The organism is Mucilaginibacter sp., from assembly GCF_028288225.1.
Classification (GTDB): domain Bacteria; phylum Bacteroidota; class Bacteroidia; order Sphingobacteriales; family Sphingobacteriaceae; genus Mucilaginibacter.
Window position 1 is genome coordinate 44,993 of record NZ_JAQBOC010000095.1, and the last position, 17,224, is coordinate 62,216.

The 17,224-nt window shown below is 41.1% G+C and carries 18 protein-coding genes; 7 read left to right on the forward strand and 11 right to left on the reverse strand.

The window, feature by feature from the left end; genetic code table 11:
• Positions 1 to 232 precede the first annotated feature (232 nt).
• The 6 genes from rplT to JWQ54_RS28160 form a co-directional block, all read right to left on the reverse strand.
• On the reverse strand, positions 233 to 577 hold the full coding sequence (gene rplT / locus JWQ54_RS28135; protein WP_073400153.1) for a 50S ribosomal protein L20: 345 nt from the start codon (positions 575 to 577) through the stop codon (positions 233 to 235).
• 73 nt (positions 578 to 650) lie between these two features.
• Positions 651 to 851 (reverse strand): 50S ribosomal protein L35, encoded by a 201-nt coding sequence (gene rpmI / locus JWQ54_RS28140; RefSeq protein ID WP_094570984.1) that lies wholly within the window; start codon positions 849 to 851, stop codon positions 651 to 653.
• A 107-nt stretch (positions 852 to 958) separates the two neighbouring features.
• The gene (infC, locus tag JWQ54_RS28145; protein WP_299591265.1) at positions 959 to 1,525 is read right to left on the reverse strand and encodes a translation initiation factor IF-3; all 567 of its coding nucleotides are present in this window, start codon (positions 1,523 to 1,525) and stop codon (positions 959 to 961) included.
• Between the two features lies 1 nt (position 1,526).
• The gene (gene thrS / locus JWQ54_RS28150) at positions 1,527 to 3,452 is read right to left on the reverse strand and encodes a threonine--tRNA ligase (protein WP_299591267.1); all 1,926 of its coding nucleotides are present in this window, start codon (positions 3,450 to 3,452) and stop codon (positions 1,527 to 1,529) included.
• A gap of 212 nt (positions 3,453 to 3,664) precedes the next feature.
• Complete coding sequence (locus tag JWQ54_RS28155; RefSeq protein WP_299591269.1) at positions 3,665 to 4,393, reverse strand: (Fe-S)-binding protein; 729 nt, start codon at positions 4,391 to 4,393, stop codon at positions 3,665 to 3,667.
• 11 nt (positions 4,394 to 4,404) lie between these two features.
• A complete protein-coding gene (locus JWQ54_RS28160) occupies positions 4,405 to 5,724 on the reverse strand; it encodes an MFS transporter (protein ID WP_299591271.1) in 1,320 nt (439 codons plus the stop codon).
• A gap of 118 nt (positions 5,725 to 5,842) precedes the next feature.
• Between JWQ54_RS28160 and JWQ54_RS28165 the strand changes: the two genes are divergently transcribed.
• Positions 5,843 to 6,757, forward strand: a complete 915-nt coding sequence (locus JWQ54_RS28165) for a c-type cytochrome (protein ID WP_299591273.1) — start codon at positions 5,843 to 5,845, stop codon at positions 6,755 to 6,757.
• A 206-nt stretch (positions 6,758 to 6,963) separates the two neighbouring features.
• Here JWQ54_RS28165 and JWQ54_RS28170 read toward each other — a convergent pair whose 3' ends face one another.
• Both JWQ54_RS28170 and JWQ54_RS28175 read right to left on the reverse strand, forming a co-directional pair.
• Positions 6,964 to 7,413: a hypothetical protein gene (locus JWQ54_RS28170; protein WP_299591275.1), complete on the reverse strand. Its 450-nt coding sequence runs from the start codon at positions 7,411 to 7,413 to the stop codon at positions 6,964 to 6,966.
• Positions 7,410 to 8,219, reverse strand: coding sequence for a hypothetical protein (locus tag JWQ54_RS28175; protein WP_299591277.1), 810 nt, complete (start codon positions 8,217 to 8,219; stop codon positions 7,410 to 7,412). The genes JWQ54_RS28170 and JWQ54_RS28175 overlap by 4 nt, the downstream gene beginning before the upstream one ends.
• Before the next feature lie 133 nt (positions 8,220 to 8,352).
• On the opposite strand from JWQ54_RS28175, the gene JWQ54_RS28180 reads away from it, so the two are divergent.
• Genes JWQ54_RS28180 through JWQ54_RS28190 form a run of 3 tightly spaced genes read left to right on the forward strand, consistent with a single transcriptional unit; the run spans position 8,353 to position 11,624 of the window.
• The gene (locus JWQ54_RS28180; RefSeq protein ID WP_299591279.1) at positions 8,353 to 9,384 is read left to right on the forward strand and encodes a right-handed parallel beta-helix repeat-containing protein; all 1,032 of its coding nucleotides are present in this window, start codon (positions 8,353 to 8,355) and stop codon (positions 9,382 to 9,384) included.
• 5 nt (positions 9,385 to 9,389) lie between these two features.
• The gene (locus tag JWQ54_RS28185) at positions 9,390 to 10,424 is read left to right on the forward strand and encodes a right-handed parallel beta-helix repeat-containing protein (protein WP_299591281.1); all 1,035 of its coding nucleotides are present in this window, start codon (positions 9,390 to 9,392) and stop codon (positions 10,422 to 10,424) included.
• A gap of 12 nt (positions 10,425 to 10,436) precedes the next feature.
• A complete protein-coding gene (locus JWQ54_RS28190; protein WP_299591283.1) occupies positions 10,437 to 11,624 on the forward strand; it encodes an Ig domain-containing protein in 1,188 nt (395 codons plus the stop codon).
• A gap of 62 nt (positions 11,625 to 11,686) precedes the next feature.
• On the opposite strand, the gene JWQ54_RS28195 is transcribed toward JWQ54_RS28190, so the two are convergent.
• Positions 11,687 to 12,430, reverse strand: coding sequence for an NUDIX domain-containing protein (locus JWQ54_RS28195; protein WP_299591285.1), 744 nt, complete (start codon positions 12,428 to 12,430; stop codon positions 11,687 to 11,689).
• 127 nt (positions 12,431 to 12,557) lie between these two features.
• On the opposite strand from JWQ54_RS28195, the gene JWQ54_RS28200 reads away from it, so the two are divergent.
• Genes JWQ54_RS28200 through JWQ54_RS28210 form a run of 3 tightly spaced genes read left to right on the forward strand, consistent with a single transcriptional unit; the run spans position 12,558 to position 14,859 of the window.
• Positions 12,558 to 14,144 (forward strand): carboxylesterase family protein, encoded by a 1,587-nt coding sequence (locus JWQ54_RS28200; protein ID WP_299591287.1) that lies wholly within the window; start codon positions 12,558 to 12,560, stop codon positions 14,142 to 14,144.
• Between the two features lie 17 nt (positions 14,145 to 14,161).
• Complete coding sequence (locus JWQ54_RS28205; RefSeq protein WP_299591289.1) at positions 14,162 to 14,464, forward strand: prevent-host-death protein; 303 nt, start codon at positions 14,162 to 14,164, stop codon at positions 14,462 to 14,464.
• Positions 14,461 to 14,859, forward strand: a complete 399-nt coding sequence (locus JWQ54_RS28210) for a type II toxin-antitoxin system VapC family toxin (protein WP_299591291.1) — start codon at positions 14,461 to 14,463, stop codon at positions 14,857 to 14,859. Before JWQ54_RS28205 ends, JWQ54_RS28210 begins: the two co-directional genes overlap by 4 nt.
• 10 nt (positions 14,860 to 14,869) lie before the next feature.
• On the opposite strand, the gene JWQ54_RS28215 is transcribed toward JWQ54_RS28210, so the two are convergent.
• Both JWQ54_RS28215 and JWQ54_RS28220 read right to left on the reverse strand, forming a co-directional pair.
• Positions 14,870 to 16,285, reverse strand: coding sequence for a serine hydrolase (locus JWQ54_RS28215; protein WP_299591293.1), 1,416 nt, complete (start codon positions 16,283 to 16,285; stop codon positions 14,870 to 14,872).
• A 118-nt stretch (positions 16,286 to 16,403) separates the two neighbouring features.
• The gene (locus JWQ54_RS28220; RefSeq protein ID WP_299591295.1) at positions 16,404 to 17,162 is read right to left on the reverse strand and encodes a hypothetical protein; all 759 of its coding nucleotides are present in this window, start codon (positions 17,160 to 17,162) and stop codon (positions 16,404 to 16,406) included.
• Positions 17,163 to 17,224 lie beyond the last annotated feature (62 nt).

Below are 17,224 nucleotides of genomic sequence, written 5' to 3' on the forward strand. Positions count from 1 at the left end.
TGCGTCATTGCTGCGAGGAACGAAGCAAACCTTGCACTCGCTACCCATAGGCTAAATGGTAACATAACAGCAGGCGAGTTCTTTGGTCATCATGAATATTTAGGTCTCTGATTGTCCTTTGAATAGATTGCTTCGTTCCTCGCAAAGACGATAGGTAACCCCACAAAAAAACCCGCGTTAAGCGGGTTTTTAATATTTATCCTAAGAATCTTTAAATCCTAAAAATCTTAGTTTATTTTACTGCATCAATAACTGCTTTAAAAGCATCAGGGTGATTCATAGCTAGATCAGCTAATACCTTACGGTTTAAACCAATTTCACTTGCTGTTAATTTACCCATTAATTGTGAGTAAGAAATTCCGTGCTGACGGGCACCTGCGTTAATACGCTGGATCCATAAAGCTCTGAATTCTCTTTTTTTGGTCTTACGGTCACGATAAGCGTACTGTAAGCCTTTTTCTACTGTATTTTTTGCAACGGTATAAACCTTGCTGCGTGAACCCCAATAACCTTTTGCAAGGTTCATGATTCTTTTCCGGCGTCTTCTCGACGCTACTGCGTTAACTGAACGTGGCATGTTGTTGTTTTTTGGTAGTGAGTGTCAATTTAATGAACTTAAAGACTCTAATACCTAGTTAAAAATTTGTTAATTACTTACCTATGCAAAGCATACGTTTTACGTTACCCATATCCGCATCAGATACTAAACTGGTGTGGGTAAGGTTACGCTTACGTTTTGTCGACATCTTGGTTAAGATGTGGCTTTTGTAGGCGTTCTTCCTGGTGATTTTACCTGTTCCAGTAAGCTTAAAGCGCTTTTTGGCACTGGAATTGGTTTTCATTTTTGGCATAACCGTCTGTGTATATATATTTATTAATTAATTACGTTGTAAAAGAAGCAAGAAGTCAAGAGTCAGGAATCAAGATTTCTTGACTCTTGATTCTAACAATCTTGAATCTATTTTTTAGCTGCCTTCGGTGTAACGGTTAAAAACATCCGTTTTCCTTCCAGCTTTGGCAATTGTTCAACCTTACCTACTTCTTCTAATGCCTGTGCAAAGCGTAGAAGCAAAATTTCACCCTGTTCCTTGTAAACAATCGCACGGCCTTTAAAGTGTACGTAAGCCCTAACCTTTTCGCCCGACTCTAAAAACTTAATGGCATGCTTTAGTTTAAACTCAAAGTCATGGTCATCAGTATTCGGTCCAAACCTTATTTCTTTAATAACGGTTTGCTTGGCATTGCTCTTTATCTCTTTAAGCTTTTTCTTCTGCTCGTAAATAAACTTATTATAGTCTGTAATTTTACAAACGGGAGGTACTGCGTTTGGAGAAATTTCAACAAGATCCAACTCCTGCTCTTCAGCTAATGCAAGCGCGTCGCGAAGGGAATATATACCCTGTTCGATGTTGTCGCCTACAAGACGGACCTCAGTGGCCCTGATAAATTGATTAATGTTGTGTTCGGCTTCCTTTTTCTTAAATGGTAGCCTGGGTCCTCTGTTGAAAGGTTTGTTTAATGCCAAGTTATACTGTTATTTCTTTAATTATTTGTTGTTTAAATTCTTCTATGCTCATGCTTCCTAAATCTCCCTGACCATGTTTACGAACAGAAACCAAGCCTTCGGCAGTTTCTTTTTCTCCCACAATCAGCATATAAGGGATTTTTTTGACTTCAGCATCACGGATTTTACGCCCGATCTTCTCATCCCTGAAATCAATAAGCCCGCAAATATCGGAATCTTTTAACGATTCTGAAAGTTTTTTTGCATAATCTTCATATTTTTCAGAAATCGGCAATATAATAAATTGCTCCGGCGAAAGCCATAACGGAAAATTGCCCGCACAATGCTCAATTAACACAGCCACAAACCTTTCCAGTGAGCCAAAAGGCGCCCTATGGATCATTACCGGCCGGTGTTTCTGATTGTCACTGCCGGTGTATTCCAGCTCAAAACGCTCCGGCAAATTATAGTCAACCTGAATTGTTCCAAGCTGCCACTTTCTGCCCAGGGCATCTTTCACCATAAAATCAAGCTTGGGACCATAAAAGGCAGCCTCGCCCAACTCAACAATTGTGCGCAGTCCTTTCTCAGCAGCAGCCTCAATAATTGCCGATTCAGCTAAAGCCCAATTTTCATCACTACCAATATATTTAGCTTTGTTATTAGGATCGCGAAGGGATACCTGTGCAGTATAATCTTCAAAACCTAATGCGCCAAATACGTATAATACCAGGTCGATAACCTTTTTAAATTCGTCCTTTACCTGGTCGGGGCGGCAAAATAAATGCGCGTCATCCTGTGTAAAGCCGCGTACCCTGGTTAAGCCGTGCAGCTCGCCGCTTTGCTCATAACGGTAAACAGTGCCAAATTCTGCATAACGCACCGGGAGGTCCTTATATGAACGGGGTTTTGTTTTATAGATCTCGCAATGGTGCGGACAATTCATCGGTTTTAAAAAGAACTCCTCCCCTTCCTGTGGTGTTTTTATTGGCTGAAATGAATCGGCTCCATATTTCTCATAATGGCCCGATGTTACATACAGGTTTTTATGGCCTATATGCGGTGTGATCACCTGCTCGTAACCTGCCTTTACCTGTGCTTTTTGTAAAAAATTAGTTAAACGTTCGCGTAAAGCAGCGCCTTTAGGTAACCATAATGGTAAACCCATACCCACCTTTTCAGAAAAAGCAAACAGCTCCATTTCTTTACCCAGCTTGCGGTGATCGCGTTTTTTGGCTTCTTCCAATAGATGCAGATAGTCAGTGAGCTCACTTGCTTTAGGAAAAGTTACCCCGTAAATCCGGGTTAGCTGCTTTCGGCTTTCATCGCCGCGCCAGTATGCACCGGCAACGCTCATCAGCTTTACAGCCTTTATAAAACCTGTATTAGGAATATGCGGCCCGCGGCACAGGTCGGTAAAGTTACCTTGTGTATAAAAAGTGATAGAACCATCAGAGAGATCCTTTAACAGGTCAAGCTTGTACTCGTCTCCTTTTTCAGTAAAATATTCAATAGCATCTGCCTTGCTAATGGGTTTACGGATATATTCTTCCTTGGTTTTAGCCAGCTCGATTATTTTATCCTCTATCAGCTTAAACTCATCGGATGAAAACTCGCGGTCGCCAAAATCAACATCGTAATAAAAGCCAGTCTCGATTGCAGGGCCTATTCCGAACTTGGTGCCCGGGTAAAGTGCTTCTAAAGCTTCGGCCATTAAGTGGGCCGAAGAGTGCCAAAAAGTGGCTTTTGCCTGGGCATCATTCCAGGTTAACAGCTTAACATGCGCATCCTGTTCAATCGGGCGACTTGCGTCCCAAACCTGGCCGTCAACTTCTGCTGCTAATACGTTTCGTGCTAATCCTTCGGAGATCGACTGTGCGATCTGCATGGACGAAGTTCCCTTGTCATACTGACGAACGGACCCGTCAGGGAGAGTAATGTCAATCATCTACAACTATGATTTAAAAGTTTATAAAAAAATGTATTTTAGTAAATCACCTACAAAGTGATCTGTTAGTTGCTGCAAATTTAAAATTATTTATGAGGATTTCACCGATTGAAGGGAATGATTATACTGATTTTTTTGCCGGTCAATTTAACGCTGGCGCTCGAAATCAGTGGTCGAAAATCCGAAATCGAAAATCCGAATTCCGAAATCTATCACACATTCCCCCACCCCATTGCCAGAACATCAGCTATGTGATAGGTTTTTAAAGGCAGATTATTTTTGTCGATATAGCTTTGCAGGTGCATCAGGCACGAAGCATCGGTTGATATGATGTATTCCGCTTCGGCAGCCAAGGCATGGTCAACCTTTTGCTGGGCCATAGCCGTAGATATGGCATCAAATTTAACCGCAAAAGTACCGCCGAAACCACAGCAGGTTTCACCGTCTACAAGTTCTACCAGGTCGAGGCCCAGCACTTTTGATAACAGCTGACGGGGTTCAGCCTTAATTTTACACTCGCGCAGTCCGCTACAGCTGTCGTGATATACAGCACGACCCTCCAGTTCAGCGCCGAAGTAATCAAATTGCAGGATATTTACCAGGAAATCCGACAGCTCATAAATATTGGCTTGGATATTACGGCATTTATTGTGCGATGTTGTATTGGTAAAAAGATCATTATAGTAATTTTTCACCATTCCGGTACAGGATGCCGATGGAGATACAATTACACTATCTGCAGAAAAATCGTTTAAAAACTTGCTGCCTACTGTTTTGGCATCATCCCAAAAACCAGCGTTAAAAGCTGGCTGACCGCAACAGGTTTGTGCCGGGTTATAACTAACTGCGCATCCCGCTTTTTCAAGCACCTTAATGGTGTTAAAAGCGGTTTCGGGAAATAACTGATCGATAAAACAAGGAATAAATAACTCAACCTTCATCTGCACAAAAATTAAACGCCGCTAAATTCCGGACTTTTCCTGAATTTTTTTTCGGCCATTAGCAAAGAAAGCAATAAAAATAATCCAATTAAAAAGAAAACGCATAATGCCAGTGCCGAATTGCGCATGCTCCCGGTAAATTCCTCAATAAATGCAAAGCTGGCCATCCCTCCTACTATTGCCAGTTTTTCGGTAACGTCATAAAAACTAAAGAATGATGCCGTATCCGGAATATCCTGCGGCAGGTATTTTGAATAAGTAGACCGTGAAAGCGATTGAATCCCTCCCATAATTAAGCCCACAACAACGGCCAGCCCATAAAATTGTGTTACAGTGGTGGTAAAATAAGCAGCAATGCACGCCCCTATCCATATTACTACCACACCGGCTAAAACCCTTATGTTACCATAAATGCCCGATAGCCGCGACATCAACGTTGCTCCGCCAATGGCTACCAGTTGGATAATCAAAATTATCTCTATCAGTCCGCTGGTTTCCATGTGCAGTACTTTGGCCCCAAACCCTGCAGCTACCAGCATAATGGTTTGCACCCCCATAGAGTAAAAGAAAAATGCGGGCAAAAAACGTTTCAGTAATGGCATGACTTTTATCTTGTTCCAAACATGCCCTAATTCAATAAAGCCGCCTTTTATAATATTATTATGACGGGGCTCGGCATTTGGGCTGCCCTTTGGCAGTACACTGAAAGGGATCTGGGCAAAACCTATCCACCATAAACCGACCAGTAAAAATGAAAGTTGTGCTGCACCGCTTGAGGTTAAATGAAATGTTTTAGGTGACAGCACAAATGCCAAACATATCACCTGCAAAATAACACTGCCAATGTATCCATAAGTAAACCCTTTGGCACTTACATTATCCTGCATATCAAGCGTGGCAATTTCGGGCAGGTATGAGTTATAAAAAACAAAGCCGCCGCTGTAACCAATTGCTGCCAGCGCAAAACAAATTATGCCAAATTCCAGGTTGCCTTTAGTGAAAATAAACAATGCACAGCAGGCAAGCGCGCCAAGCCAGGTAAAAAACTTCATAAATATTCGCTTATTCCCCCTGTAATCAGCAATTGAGGATAATATAGGCAACAGCAAAACCATAATAAGGTAAGCAACCGCCAATGCATAATTGGATAACGCCGTATTTATAAACCGGTGACCAAAAAAGGTAACAACGTCACCATTTTTGGGATCTGCTGTTATAGCCACGTAATAGGCCGGGAAAATAGTTGAAGTAATAACCAGGTTATAAGCCGAATTAGCCCAATCAAAAAAGGCCCAGGCCCGAATGGTTTTTTTATTGTTTTTAGGTTGCATGGTGTGCTAAAAGTATGGAAAATTATAAAGATTTATTAACTTTTTAAATTTGCCCAATCTAAACCGATTGAAAACATTGTCCCTGCAATTATGTAGTAATAAGTATAACTGTATTGCTATGAAATACAAAGGCCTCACAGTAACAAGTTTAATACTTGCTATTATAATTATCATCAGCTGTAAAACCCATTTTGAAACCACCAAAAGCGATTATAAAGCAGTTGCATCCGCCGCAAATTTTGAGCACGGTAAAAACCTTGTATTCAGCATTTGCGCAGGCTGCCATTATAACCGGGATGTTAAAAAGTTTATCGGTAATCCCATTCATGATGTGCCAGGCATTGCAGGTAAAGTATATTCAGCAAATCTTACGCATTCAAAAACAAACGGAATAGCTCCTAAATACACCGATGCTCAGCTAAAATATTTGCTTAAAACAGGCATTTCAAAGGATGGCCGCTTTATGGCATATATGCTGCGCCCAAACATGGCTGATGAGGATCTAAATGATATTATAGTTTACCTGAGATCGGATGATCCGGCTGTTAGCGCTGCTGATACTACTGTCGGACTTACGCATTATAGCCTGATCGGTAAAACCTACCTGGGTTTTAAAGCTGATCCTGCTCCCTATAAAGACGGGATAAAAAGGCCGTCAGAAAACGATCCGGTAGCATTGGGCAGTTATCTGGTTGATAATGTGGGCTGTTATCATTGCCACTCAAAAAGCCTTAAATCGTTAAACTCCATCAACCCTGAACAAACAAAAGGATACCTTGCCGGTGGCGCAACATTTAAAGGCGCAGAAGGTGTGGAAATAGCTGCATCAAACATCACCCCCGATAAAAATAGCGGGATAGGTAATTATACCAAAGAGGATTTCCGTAAAGCCGTTAAAGATGGCCAAAGCCCAACCCGGAAACTTAAACCGCCAATGGAAAAATTTGAATATTTAAGCGATAAAGAAGTGGATGCTATTTATGCCTATTTAATGACAGTGCCTGCCAGATACCATGTGGTGAAACATTTGTAATAATATTGTAAAACGCGATGCTTCGCGTCTCCCTTTTTGCATATCTCCGCCCAAGTATCTCCATATTGGCGATCTAACCGCAGTTAGACGCGAAGCATCGCGTCTCATACATAATCTACCTGAATAAATCATTCCAAATACTATAATCTCTGTGCTACTCCGTGCTCCTCTTCGTGAACTCCGCGGTTAAAACTGTCCAGATCTGTTCAAAACGCCTTAAACACCGTTTTATCATGCCCCTTCAGTTCAATATTCCTCACTGCCCCTGTTCCCTGGAAGCTAAACCAGACACCCACGATTTTTACATTTGCTGCCGGCAACTGAAACTCAAATACCTGTTTATCATCAACATAATACCTGATGGTTTTAGCTGTGCTTTTACAGGAAATCTTAACCCAATTGGATAGATCAATGCCAAAGCCGGATAAATTAGCTATTTTGCCCGATATGATCCAATCAACACTAAATAAGGTAAGCTCAGATACGCAGCCTTTTATAGAAAGCGGAATAATGATAGGGCCGCTATCAGTAATGAGCGATACAGCGGCAAACTGGCAGGCCGCCTCTCCCTCCTTATACCCGTTTTTTATTTCGGCGCTGTAGTTAAAATCATTTACCGGCACAGGCTTAAAATTGCCAACATTAAAATATTTCACAAGTGTTGGCCTGGCTGCATACTCATATTTTTTTGCTGTATTACAGCAACCGGCAGGTTTAGCATGTCTTTTTGTATAAAATCCTGCGGATTAAGATACACCGGCACTGGGTTGTCCTCAATAAGGCCCAGCCAGCCCTCGGTTGGGATCATCAGCTTATGCTCTTTTACAACTTTTTTGCCGATAAGCAATTTTGCCTGGTAAAAGCCCGGCTCATAATAAACAGAAGTATGCTGGTGCTTTTTCTTATCCACCAGCGTTTTTGTATGCGGATCCCATGATTGCTGAACATAAACAGAATCAATCGGCGCACTTATAGCATCGTAGTTAAATATTACAGAGTTAGGGATAGCATTGGTAAGCCGCTGGCTGCTAAACTTATAATCCGCAACATTAATACCCGGATTAGCTTTTTTTATAATAAAAAAAGATACTGCTCCCAGTGCTACCAGGATAATGATCAATAAGATATACGTTAGGCTGATGCCCGCTTTTTCACTCGGCTCAACGTGCGTTGTTGGTGCATTTATTTCGGTTATTTGCTTAGTGTTTTGCTTAATAAATGTACGCCAGCTTTCAAAACCGGCAAACTGCGCTAAGGTATCTAATGTGGTAGCGCTTGGCAGGTGTTTATATTCAACCCTCCCCCAGATTCGCCTGAGCGTGCTCTCGCTTAATGAAACTTTGGTCTTATCGTAGATCAGCTGGCTCAAAATTTCAAAATCCCGGCTTTGCCAGGCGGATGAATTTCCCCAGTCAAGCTGCTGCCCAATAATTGAAATGAGTTTTTGAATATCAGAAGTCATTGAATATCAAAATGAAAAAACTTGAAAAAACTTGAACTTTAAATGAATTGGTATAGATAATCAGCTCATGTAAGTTTATATCACAAAGCAAAAAATCGCACACGATTAATTACGGCAATTTAAAACTAAAGAAATGAACAAGCTAAAATTTTTATCGATAATCATCCTGCTGGCGGCATGCCTGCACCTTAATGCCCAAACCCTGTACGTTGACGCTTTAAAAGGCAAAGACGTTGCAAAAGGAAGCCAGACCGATCCATTATTAAGTATTGAAAAGGCCGTTATCATAGCCAACACCTATAGCGGCAACGAACCGGTTACCATTAAACTGGCGCCCGGCTTATATGTAATTGGGCATGAAATGGTAGTAAAAACCGCAAAACAGGGAAATGATGCATCAAAATTCACCATTGAGGCCATTCATATGCCGGATGATACCGGTTGGCAGCCGGAAAAAATGCCGGTGATCCAATCCGTTTCTCCCAACAATTCAAAGGTACAATTTACACATTGCGTAAGCTTTTTGGTGGCTAAAAACAATGTGAGCTTTAAGGGGCTAAAATTTGTTGGCAATGCCCACCCCGATGTGCCTTACTATTACCCTATAACCCGTGAAAATGAAAATTTAAACGGACTGGAGGTTTCCCAATGTTATTTTATTGGTGAAAAGAATTCAAACCGCCTGCAAAGCGGGCTCTGGACACACGGCGCCGGAATTCATGTTGATCATTGTATATTTTACAATTGCAGGAATGCTATGGTGTTGATCAAAGGGATAAAAGACCTCTCTATTACCAATTCTATTATTTATGGCGCTTATGAATCAGCCATATGGTTTGGAGACTCCACTGTGCCATTTGTGTTTAAAAATAACATAGTAACCCATTGCAATTTCTTTTGGGTTAGGCCAAATAACATCCAGCCGGCTTATACTTTCAGCAATTCACTCATCACCGAAAACGGTAATTATATGGGATACATAGCTAACGACCTTATCCCGGCCTCAAAAAGCAACCTCACTGAAAATAACATCAGCAAAACGGGCAAAGTGATCCTGGTTGAAATAAAAACCGAAAGATCACAACCGCATAATTATCTGAACCTTGCATCTGGATCAGCCGGAAATGATCTTCATGCAGGAGTCTTTAAAAAAGAAAAGAAATAACAAAAATGAAGTTGATTAAATACCTACCGCTTGTTTTACTGGTGATATTAAACCTGCAGTTAAAGGCTCAAACCCTGTATGTTGATGTGATTAAGGGTCATGATGATAGCAGGGGAACCATTGCAGGTCCGCTGGCGAGCCTGCAAAAAGCGATAAACATTGCAAACGGATTTACAGGCAATCAGCCCGTTATTATAAAGCTTTCGCCGGGTTTGTACCGGCTTAGTAATAAATTACGCATTGAATCGTCTAACGGAATGGCAGACACTTCAAAATTCACAATTGAAGCAACCATAATGCCCGATGATGCAGCCTGGCAGCCGGATAAAATGCCGGTGATCCAATCTGTAGCGGATACCAACAGCGGTAAAAAGTTCAGGTATTGTGTAGGTATTCAAATCGCCAGGAATAATGTGAGTGTTAAAGGGCTGAAATTTTTAGGTAATCCAAATCCTAGCGTTGAATATTATTATTGTATCGAGCGTCAAAATGAAAAATTAAAAGGCCTCGAAATTTCTCAATGTTATTTTATAGGCGAAAGAAATTCAGCAGCTATCCAGGGCGCCCTTTTCGGGCAGGGTGCTGATATAAATATAGACCATTGCATATTTTATGGCTGTAAAAATGCGGTTTTAGTTTTCCTCGGCTTAAAGAACTTTTCGCTTACCTATTCCATTATTTATAACGCTTATGAAGCCGCCATATGGTACGGTTATGGCGAAAGTTCAAATGCGCCGTTTACCTTCAGTAATAACATAATTGCGAATGGTAACTATTTCTGGGTCAGCGAAAAAAACCACCCCCATCATTATACCTTCAGCAACTCCCTTATAACCAATAATAAATATTACATGGGCCTTAATGGGATGGAGGTTGAAGGTCCGGATGTAAAGAACACACCGGTCGAGTTAAACATCCATAAAACCGGGCAGGTGATGTTAAATGAGGTCACTGCCAAAGGTACTCCTCACAACTATTTAAATCTTTCGCCCGGATCAGCCGGCAGTGAATTGAATGCCGGCATCTTCAAAAATAAATAAACTTTTACGATCATGAATAAATTAACTTTTATACTGCTTATCATATTATCAGTGTTTTGCGCCTGCAAACAGGAACCCGCTAAACTTTGGGGTAACCCCGATGCATATTTGGGACAAACTCCCCCATCTGATACGCCGAAGGTATTCGCTCCGGGCATGCTGGCCGAAAAAGGCGCATGGGCAGGCGACAGGGTTGCTTTCTCGGACGATGGGAAGGAATTTTACTACAGCCACAATACTACATGGTTTGATGGCAAAAATCTGAAGGTAAAATATTTTAAATACGCCAATGGCAAATGGAACGGCCCATATGTGCTAACTGAAAAATACTATGCCCCTACCTTTTCGCCGGATGGAAAAACAATGTATTTTATTGGCGGACCTAATAAAATACCGGGGAAAGAGTTTGTTTGGCAGGCACACAGAACAGATACCGGCTGGACAGCACCGATTGAGTACATGCATAAACCTTACAGGCTTTACGATTTTATGCCGACCATAAGCGGTAATATTTATGCAGGCAGCAATGGCAACTGGGGTACCAGGGATTGGCAAAACTGTAAATTTTCGCGAATTGATGCTTCAAAAGGCGACACTGCCATTAAAAGCCTGGGGGTGCCATTAAACTCGCCAGGCTTTAATGGTGATTTCTTTGTAGCAAAAGATGAATCGTACATGATCATCAGCGCAAAAGAACACCCTGATTTTGAATGCGAACTGCACATTAGCTATCATAAACCGGATGACACCTGGACAAACCCCAAAAGCCTTGGGCCGCTCATCAATAACGGCCTGGCCCACCGCTGGGGCGAATATGTCAGTCCCGATGGCAAATACCTGTTTTATACCCATGGCCACAGCGAAAAAGATTGTTTTATTTTTTGGGTGAGATTTGATACCCTGTTTGAAAAATTGAAGCATACCAATTTTGAACCGTACGTTAAAAATCCGGTCAAGGATCAGGTTGCGAAGGCAGGCAGCACTTTTTCGTTTCAAATCCCTGGTGATACTTTTTTTGATGATGACGGCAATAATACGTTAACCTTTTCGGCCGACCAATTACCTGCGGGGTTAAAGTTTGATGCCCCAGCTAAAACAATAACTGGTAAACTCACTGCCGGAAACTATGAAATAAGTATTACAGCAACCGATGCAGCTAAAGCAGGTATTACTAATAAATTTTTACTGAAGGTGATATAAACAATTGATTTGCCCGTAAAGATTTGACAACTTTTAAAAAGTTGTCAAATCTAATCTGCGTTTTATTCTGAAACAGGCTTACCTGATCTAAACCGGTATAAATAAGGCGCTTTATGTGCACCGCCTGTCCATTTTTTTGCTACCCTTTCCAGGATGCCCAAAGCAAGTACTTTACGTTGAAAAGCAGGGCGCAACAGCTTTTTACCTAATATGGTTTCATAAAGCTTTTGCAGATCGCCCATCGTAAAATCCTGTGGCAGCAGGTTAAAGCCAATAAGTTTATGGTCTAAGTTTGAGCGCAGCGTATCCAGCGCCTTTTCAACTATCCGGGTATGATCCTGGATTAGTTGGGGCATAGCGGTAAGGTCGTACCAATTGCAGCTGTCAAATATTGCCGCAGGTGCAGGGTTCGCTTTGGTAAAATCAACCAGGGCATAATAACCTATCGAAATAAATCTTTTTAACAGCCAGTGATCATCGGTAGGCACACTCCCGTTAGCGCCCATGATGATTTTAAATTGCGTTGGGTTATACCGGGAATAGTCACCAAATACATAAAATTGGTCAAGGAAAATGTCTTCCAGCCCAATCCGCTCGCTAACAACTCTTAAGGCAGCACTATTTAAGTCTTCTTCGGTTCTAATAAACCCTCCGGGCAGGGCAAACAGCCCGGTTCCTTTATACTCAATCAGCAAAACTTTTAGCTGATCATCATGAAAACCAAATATTACCGCATCAATAGCGATGCTTTTTAAAAAGCCCTCCCCTTTTTCATTGGTCTCCCCGGCTGAATGAAGTTTGGTCATTTACAAAAGAATTTATCTAAAAAATAAAAATGTATTGATAATCTCAAAATAAGCAATTATTATTGTAACATAATGATACAATAGAAAATTTATTTTTCAATTCCTAAATTAAATTAATCCATTTACTATGAAAACTCCTTTTTCACTGTTCTGTGCGCTGTTATTTTTCACATCAGCTTTTTCACAGCCTGTTGTTAACCAGCTTAAAATAAGCAATGGTACGCTCGAAGGCACCTTTAACCAGACAACTAAGATCCGGAGCTTTAAAGGTGTCCCTTATGCCCTGCCCCCGGTTGGCGATCTGCGCTGGAAAGAGCCGCAGCCGCCGGCAAACTGGGATGGTGTGCGCAAAGCTGATCATTTTAGCCATATGCCTATGCAAAAAAGAGTATTTGCTGATATGGTTTTTCGTGCTGATACCATGAGCGAGGATTGCCTGTATCTAAACGTATGGACACCTGCAAAATCGGCAAATGAAAAGCTGCCTGTGCTGGTATATTTTTATGGCGGAGGATTTGTAGGCGGCGATGGGTCAGAATCACGTTACGACGGCGAAAGCATGGCTCAAAAAGGGATTATTACAATAACTATCAACTACAGGCTGGGAATCTTCGGCTTTTTCTCACATCCGGAGCTTACAGCTGAATCAACTCATCATGCCTCAGGTAATTACGGTCTGCTTGACCAAAATGCTGCATTAAAATGGGTTCAGGCGAATATTGAAGCATTTGGGGGCGATCCAAAAAGAGTGACTATTGCCGGCGAATCTGCAGGCTCTATTTCAGTTTGTGCGCAAGTGGTATCGCCGTTATCAAAAGATCTTATTGCCGGGGCTATTGGTGAGAGCGGCGCTATGATAAAACCTACACTGCCTGCTATCCCGCTTGCCGAAGGAGAAAAGAACGGCGTAAGCTTTGCTGAAAAGAATGGAACCAAAACACTAAGCCAACTCCGTGCCATACCTGCAGCTCAGCTACTTGATGCCGCATCAAAAGCCGGGGTATGGAAATTGGCTGCTACTATTGATGGCTATTTCTTACCAAAAACACCTGTAGAAATTTTTGAAGCTGGCGAACAGGCACATGTTCCCCTGTTAGTTGGATGGAATTCTGCGGAGATCCCTTACCAGTCGTTTACCGGCGGCGATACGCCAACGCCCGAAAACTATGCAAAAAAGGTAAAGGAGCAATTTGCCGATAATGCCGATGAGGTTTTAAAACTTTATCCCGGCACAACGCAGGACGAGGTGATCAAATCCGCAACTGCATTGGCCAGCGACAGGTTTATTGCCTACAGCACCTGGAAATGGGCGGACCTGCAAAGTAAAACCGGTGAAAAACCTGTTTACCGTTATGTATTCTCAACCCCGCGCCCACCGGAAGTAAAACCAATTGATAATGCGAATGCCAATAAAATGCCAAAAGCACTGGTTGGTGCATCACATGCGTCAGAAATTGAGTTTGCGATGGGCAACCTTGAATCCAATAAGGTTTATGCCTGGACACCCGACAACTACAAGGTATCTTCATTAATGGAAAACTACTTTGCCAACTTTATAAAAACGGGTAACCCCAATGGCAAAGGTTTACCGAAATGGGAGCCCAATACCAATGGCAGTAAAGTTAAGTTCATGAACATTGATGTAAACACAAAATTGGAAGCTGAGAATGACCGGGGACGGTATTTGTTTTTGGATAAACTATATGTGAAATAAATGAAAAATTAGGCAAAATGGATAGCATTAAGCTATCCATTTTTATGCTTGACAACTTGACAAATAAAAATTATATTTGTTTTATTATGAAATCAATGTCAGTTGGTGAGTTCAAAACTCATTTTTCAGAAGTGCTTGAACAAGTAAAGGCCGGTGAAAAATTTGCCGTAACATTTGGGAAGAAAAAAGAGATTGTAGGCTATTTCCTACCTGAAATTCCTAATCAGGATAAACGTAAACTAGGGATTCTGGAAGGCAAAGCAAAATTTACTTTTGGTGATGATTTTGAAATGACCACAGAAGAATTCCTGGGATTATGAATTATATCCTTGATACCCATACATTTATTTGGACAATAGCGGAAAAGGAAAAACTATCAGCAAAAGCAAAACAAATTATTGACGACCCCAATAATTCAATTTTCATAAGCGCAGTTACATTTTGGGAAATTGCCTTAAAATTTTCAATAAATAAACTCGGCATTCAAGGCATACTCCCTAATGAGTTGCCGGAATTATCATCAAGCATAGGTTTTCAGACAATACAACTTTCAGCAGATGAAAGTGCTTCTTTTTATAAACTTCCGCTTACTACCCATAAAGATCCTTTTGACAGAATACTTATTTGGCAGGCAATAAATCGGGGTTATACTTTAATTTCTAAAGATGCGCGTATGACTCAATATATTGATGAGGGTCTAAAAATTCTATGGTAAATCTAAATTATTAATTAGCCCCATCCAGCAACTTCTTCAACTGTTCCACCGCATAATCATTTTTAGGATTTAACTCCACGCAGCGTTTAAAATTTTCAGCAGCAAGTTTTTTATCCCCTAATTTTACATACGCTTCGGCAAGGCTGTCATAAAGGTCTCCGCTTTTTGGATTTAGGCTGATGTTAAGCTTAAATATTTCTGTGGCTTCATGCGCTTTATCCTGCTGCATCAAAATAAAGCCAAACTCATTCAGGTCGTGCTCGGATAAGTTAAAGCTCGTGTCTTTTTGTTTCAGACTCTTAGTAATCTCAGCAGCCTGATCAAACCCGTGCTTCATTAACCCGGCCCTGAAACTTTTAATTGCGTAAGGCGAATCATATCCTTCTCCAATCCATTTTATGGCCCAGGTAGTTTGTTTACCTAAAAACAGGTCGATCACCTCCGGTGCAATAAAAAGTCCTTTATTGTTATGGGTAAAATAAACCATGCTTTCATGCCTTGCCGGGAAGACAATGTAAAATGCTTTAAAATCGCCATTGTCGCCCCAATGCCAAATGGCCTTTCCTTTTTCATTTTCCTGGATCCCTACCCCAAGGCCCCACCAAATATGATCAGTGGCTTCAGCCGGTTTATGATTGAACCAGGTACCCGGGGTAGCTTTTTCAAGCATTAGCTGTTGTGTTTCCGGTTTTAAGCCCGTGCCGTTTGCTAATGCCTGTAAAAAAACAGTATAATCATGTGCGTTTGTCAGCAAGCTATAGGCAGCATTTTGATTGGAGTGCCGTTTAATTTGTTCAGCACTGTTTCCAAAGGCCGATACCGTATCAAATTTATTGGTCCATTCATAACTGCTGCCCGTCATATTTAACGGCCCAAACAACTCTTCATTGGCTACTTGATTTAAAGGTTTACCCGTAATCTTTTTAACTACCCTTTGTAAAAACACAAAGCCTTCACCCGAATAGGAGAAACAGCTATCAGGCGGAAACATCAGCTTAGCACCCTTTTCATTGCCCCAGTTTGGTAAGCCTGTTCTATGCTTAAGCACTATCCGTGCGGTAATTTTATTATATCTCGAATCAGTAGTATCAAACCTGTCATATTTACCTATATAGCTTAGCAAAGGTTTGTCCAGGTCTAATAGTCCGCGATCATACAAACGCAAAACAGCATAAGCAAACACGCATTTACTTAAGGAAGCTGCCTCAAATGTAGTATTGGTGGTTACTTTTTTATCCGATCCGTTTCCGCTAAGACCCAGGTCATATTCTTCTGTTTTATTGTTTTTGGTATAGATCAGCTGGATGCCGGGAACATTAACGGCCTGGCTAATTTCCATTAACCGGGCGGCTTTTTTACTGTCCTGCGAAAACGCAGAAGGTAAAAGCAGCGGTAGCAATAAGTAAATAAGGATTAGTTTTTTCATATTGATCTTGATGGCGAATAATAAGTTTAGAAATAGACGCCTTTCATAAATCATTTGTTGCAAAACATGATGAATATTATATTAATCCACCCTGTTCATAAACAAAGGCTAAACCGTTCTACTTCTTAATCTTATAGCCCAACCCGATATTAAACGATATGAATACGGCATTTTGCTTTTGATTAGGGCTGTTTTGCAGTTTGTAGCTATCAACTTTCCAATCGCCTGCATAAGCATTTATGTAATAACCGGCACGGATGCCGATTGGGATGTTCCGTTCAATTTCAAAACAATCCATTTTTTTTGATTTTAACTTGATAACATAATCAAACCCTGCGCCCAGCTCAATGCCAAAATTTGGCTGCCAGAAGGTTTTGCTCGATGTACTGTTTAACAGTTCATCGGTGAAATCATTAGTATTTCTGATGCGTGCTTTATCCTCTACCTTCAACCTCGCGGCAGAAAAGTTAATACCGGCAAACGGATATAATCTGAAATCTGAATTGGTTGATACATTATATCCCGCCCGCCAGAATAACTGGTATTGATTATATTTAACTTTCAGATCGTTCATTTCCGAGCTGGCTATAGGCGTAAAACCAATCCCGTCTTCAAACATCCATTTATTAAAAACGTGACTCATGGAGGCATTGATCCATATATTTGATTGTTTTACAGATGGAATGCCATTTGCATTAAGTGCGCTGTTTAACTGATCGATGTTGCCCTTGCGATAGGTAACCTGGATCTGTATTGCCCCGGCGGGCCGGTGTTTCATCCAGCCATGGGTATTAACCGTATCAGTATTTTGCGCCATTACAGCAGTTGAACCGAATAAGGTTATGATTACAAATAAAGTTTTAGTGAGATTTTTCATAAGACTATAGGATTAGATGTACTACAACAAGTTCTTTTTAACTAAGAATAAAAAAACATAAT

Coding starts and splice junctions, on each gene's coding strand:
- JWQ54_RS28190 (WP_299591283.1), top strand. CDS start 10,437: ATGAATAAATTAACTTTTATACTGCTTATCATATTATCAGTGTTTTGC.
- rplT (WP_073400153.1), bottom strand. CDS start 577: ATGCCACGTTCAGTTAACGCAGTAGCGTCGAGAAGACGCCGGAAAAGA.
- JWQ54_RS28160 (WP_299591271.1), bottom strand. CDS start 5,724: ATGCAACCTAAAAACAATAAAAAAACCATTCGGGCCTGGGCCTTTTTT.
- JWQ54_RS28195 (WP_299591285.1), bottom strand. CDS start 12,430: ATGACCAAACTTCATTCAGCCGGGGAGACCAATGAAAAAGGGGAGGGC.
- JWQ54_RS28175 (WP_299591277.1), bottom strand. CDS start 8,219: ATGACTTCTGATATTCAAAAACTCATTTCAATTATTGGGCAGCAGCTT.
- JWQ54_RS28165 (WP_299591273.1), top strand. CDS start 5,843: ATGAAATACAAAGGCCTCACAGTAACAAGTTTAATACTTGCTATTATA.
- rpmI (WP_094570984.1), bottom strand. CDS start 851: ATGCCAAAAATGAAAACCAATTCCAGTGCCAAAAAGCGCTTTAAGCTT.
- JWQ54_RS28200 (WP_299591287.1), top strand. CDS start 12,558: ATGAAAACTCCTTTTTCACTGTTCTGTGCGCTGTTATTTTTCACATCA.
- JWQ54_RS28215 (WP_299591293.1), bottom strand. CDS start 16,285: ATGAAAAAACTAATCCTTATTTACTTATTGCTACCGCTGCTTTTACCT.
- JWQ54_RS28185 (WP_299591281.1), top strand. CDS start 9,390: ATGAAGTTGATTAAATACCTACCGCTTGTTTTACTGGTGATATTAAAC.
- thrS (WP_299591267.1), bottom strand. CDS start 3,452: ATGATTGACATTACTCTCCCTGACGGGTCCGTTCGTCAGTATGACAAG.
- JWQ54_RS28220 (WP_299591295.1), bottom strand. CDS start 17,162: ATGAAAAATCTCACTAAAACTTTATTTGTAATCATAACCTTATTCGGT.
- JWQ54_RS28205 (WP_299591289.1), top strand. CDS start 14,162: ATGGATAGCATTAAGCTATCCATTTTTATGCTTGACAACTTGACAAAT.
- JWQ54_RS28180 (WP_299591279.1), top strand. CDS start 8,353: ATGAACAAGCTAAAATTTTTATCGATAATCATCCTGCTGGCGGCATGC.
- JWQ54_RS28210 (WP_299591291.1), top strand. CDS start 14,461: ATGAATTATATCCTTGATACCCATACATTTATTTGGACAATAGCGGAA.
- JWQ54_RS28155 (WP_299591269.1), bottom strand. CDS start 4,393: ATGAAGGTTGAGTTATTTATTCCTTGTTTTATCGATCAGTTATTTCCC.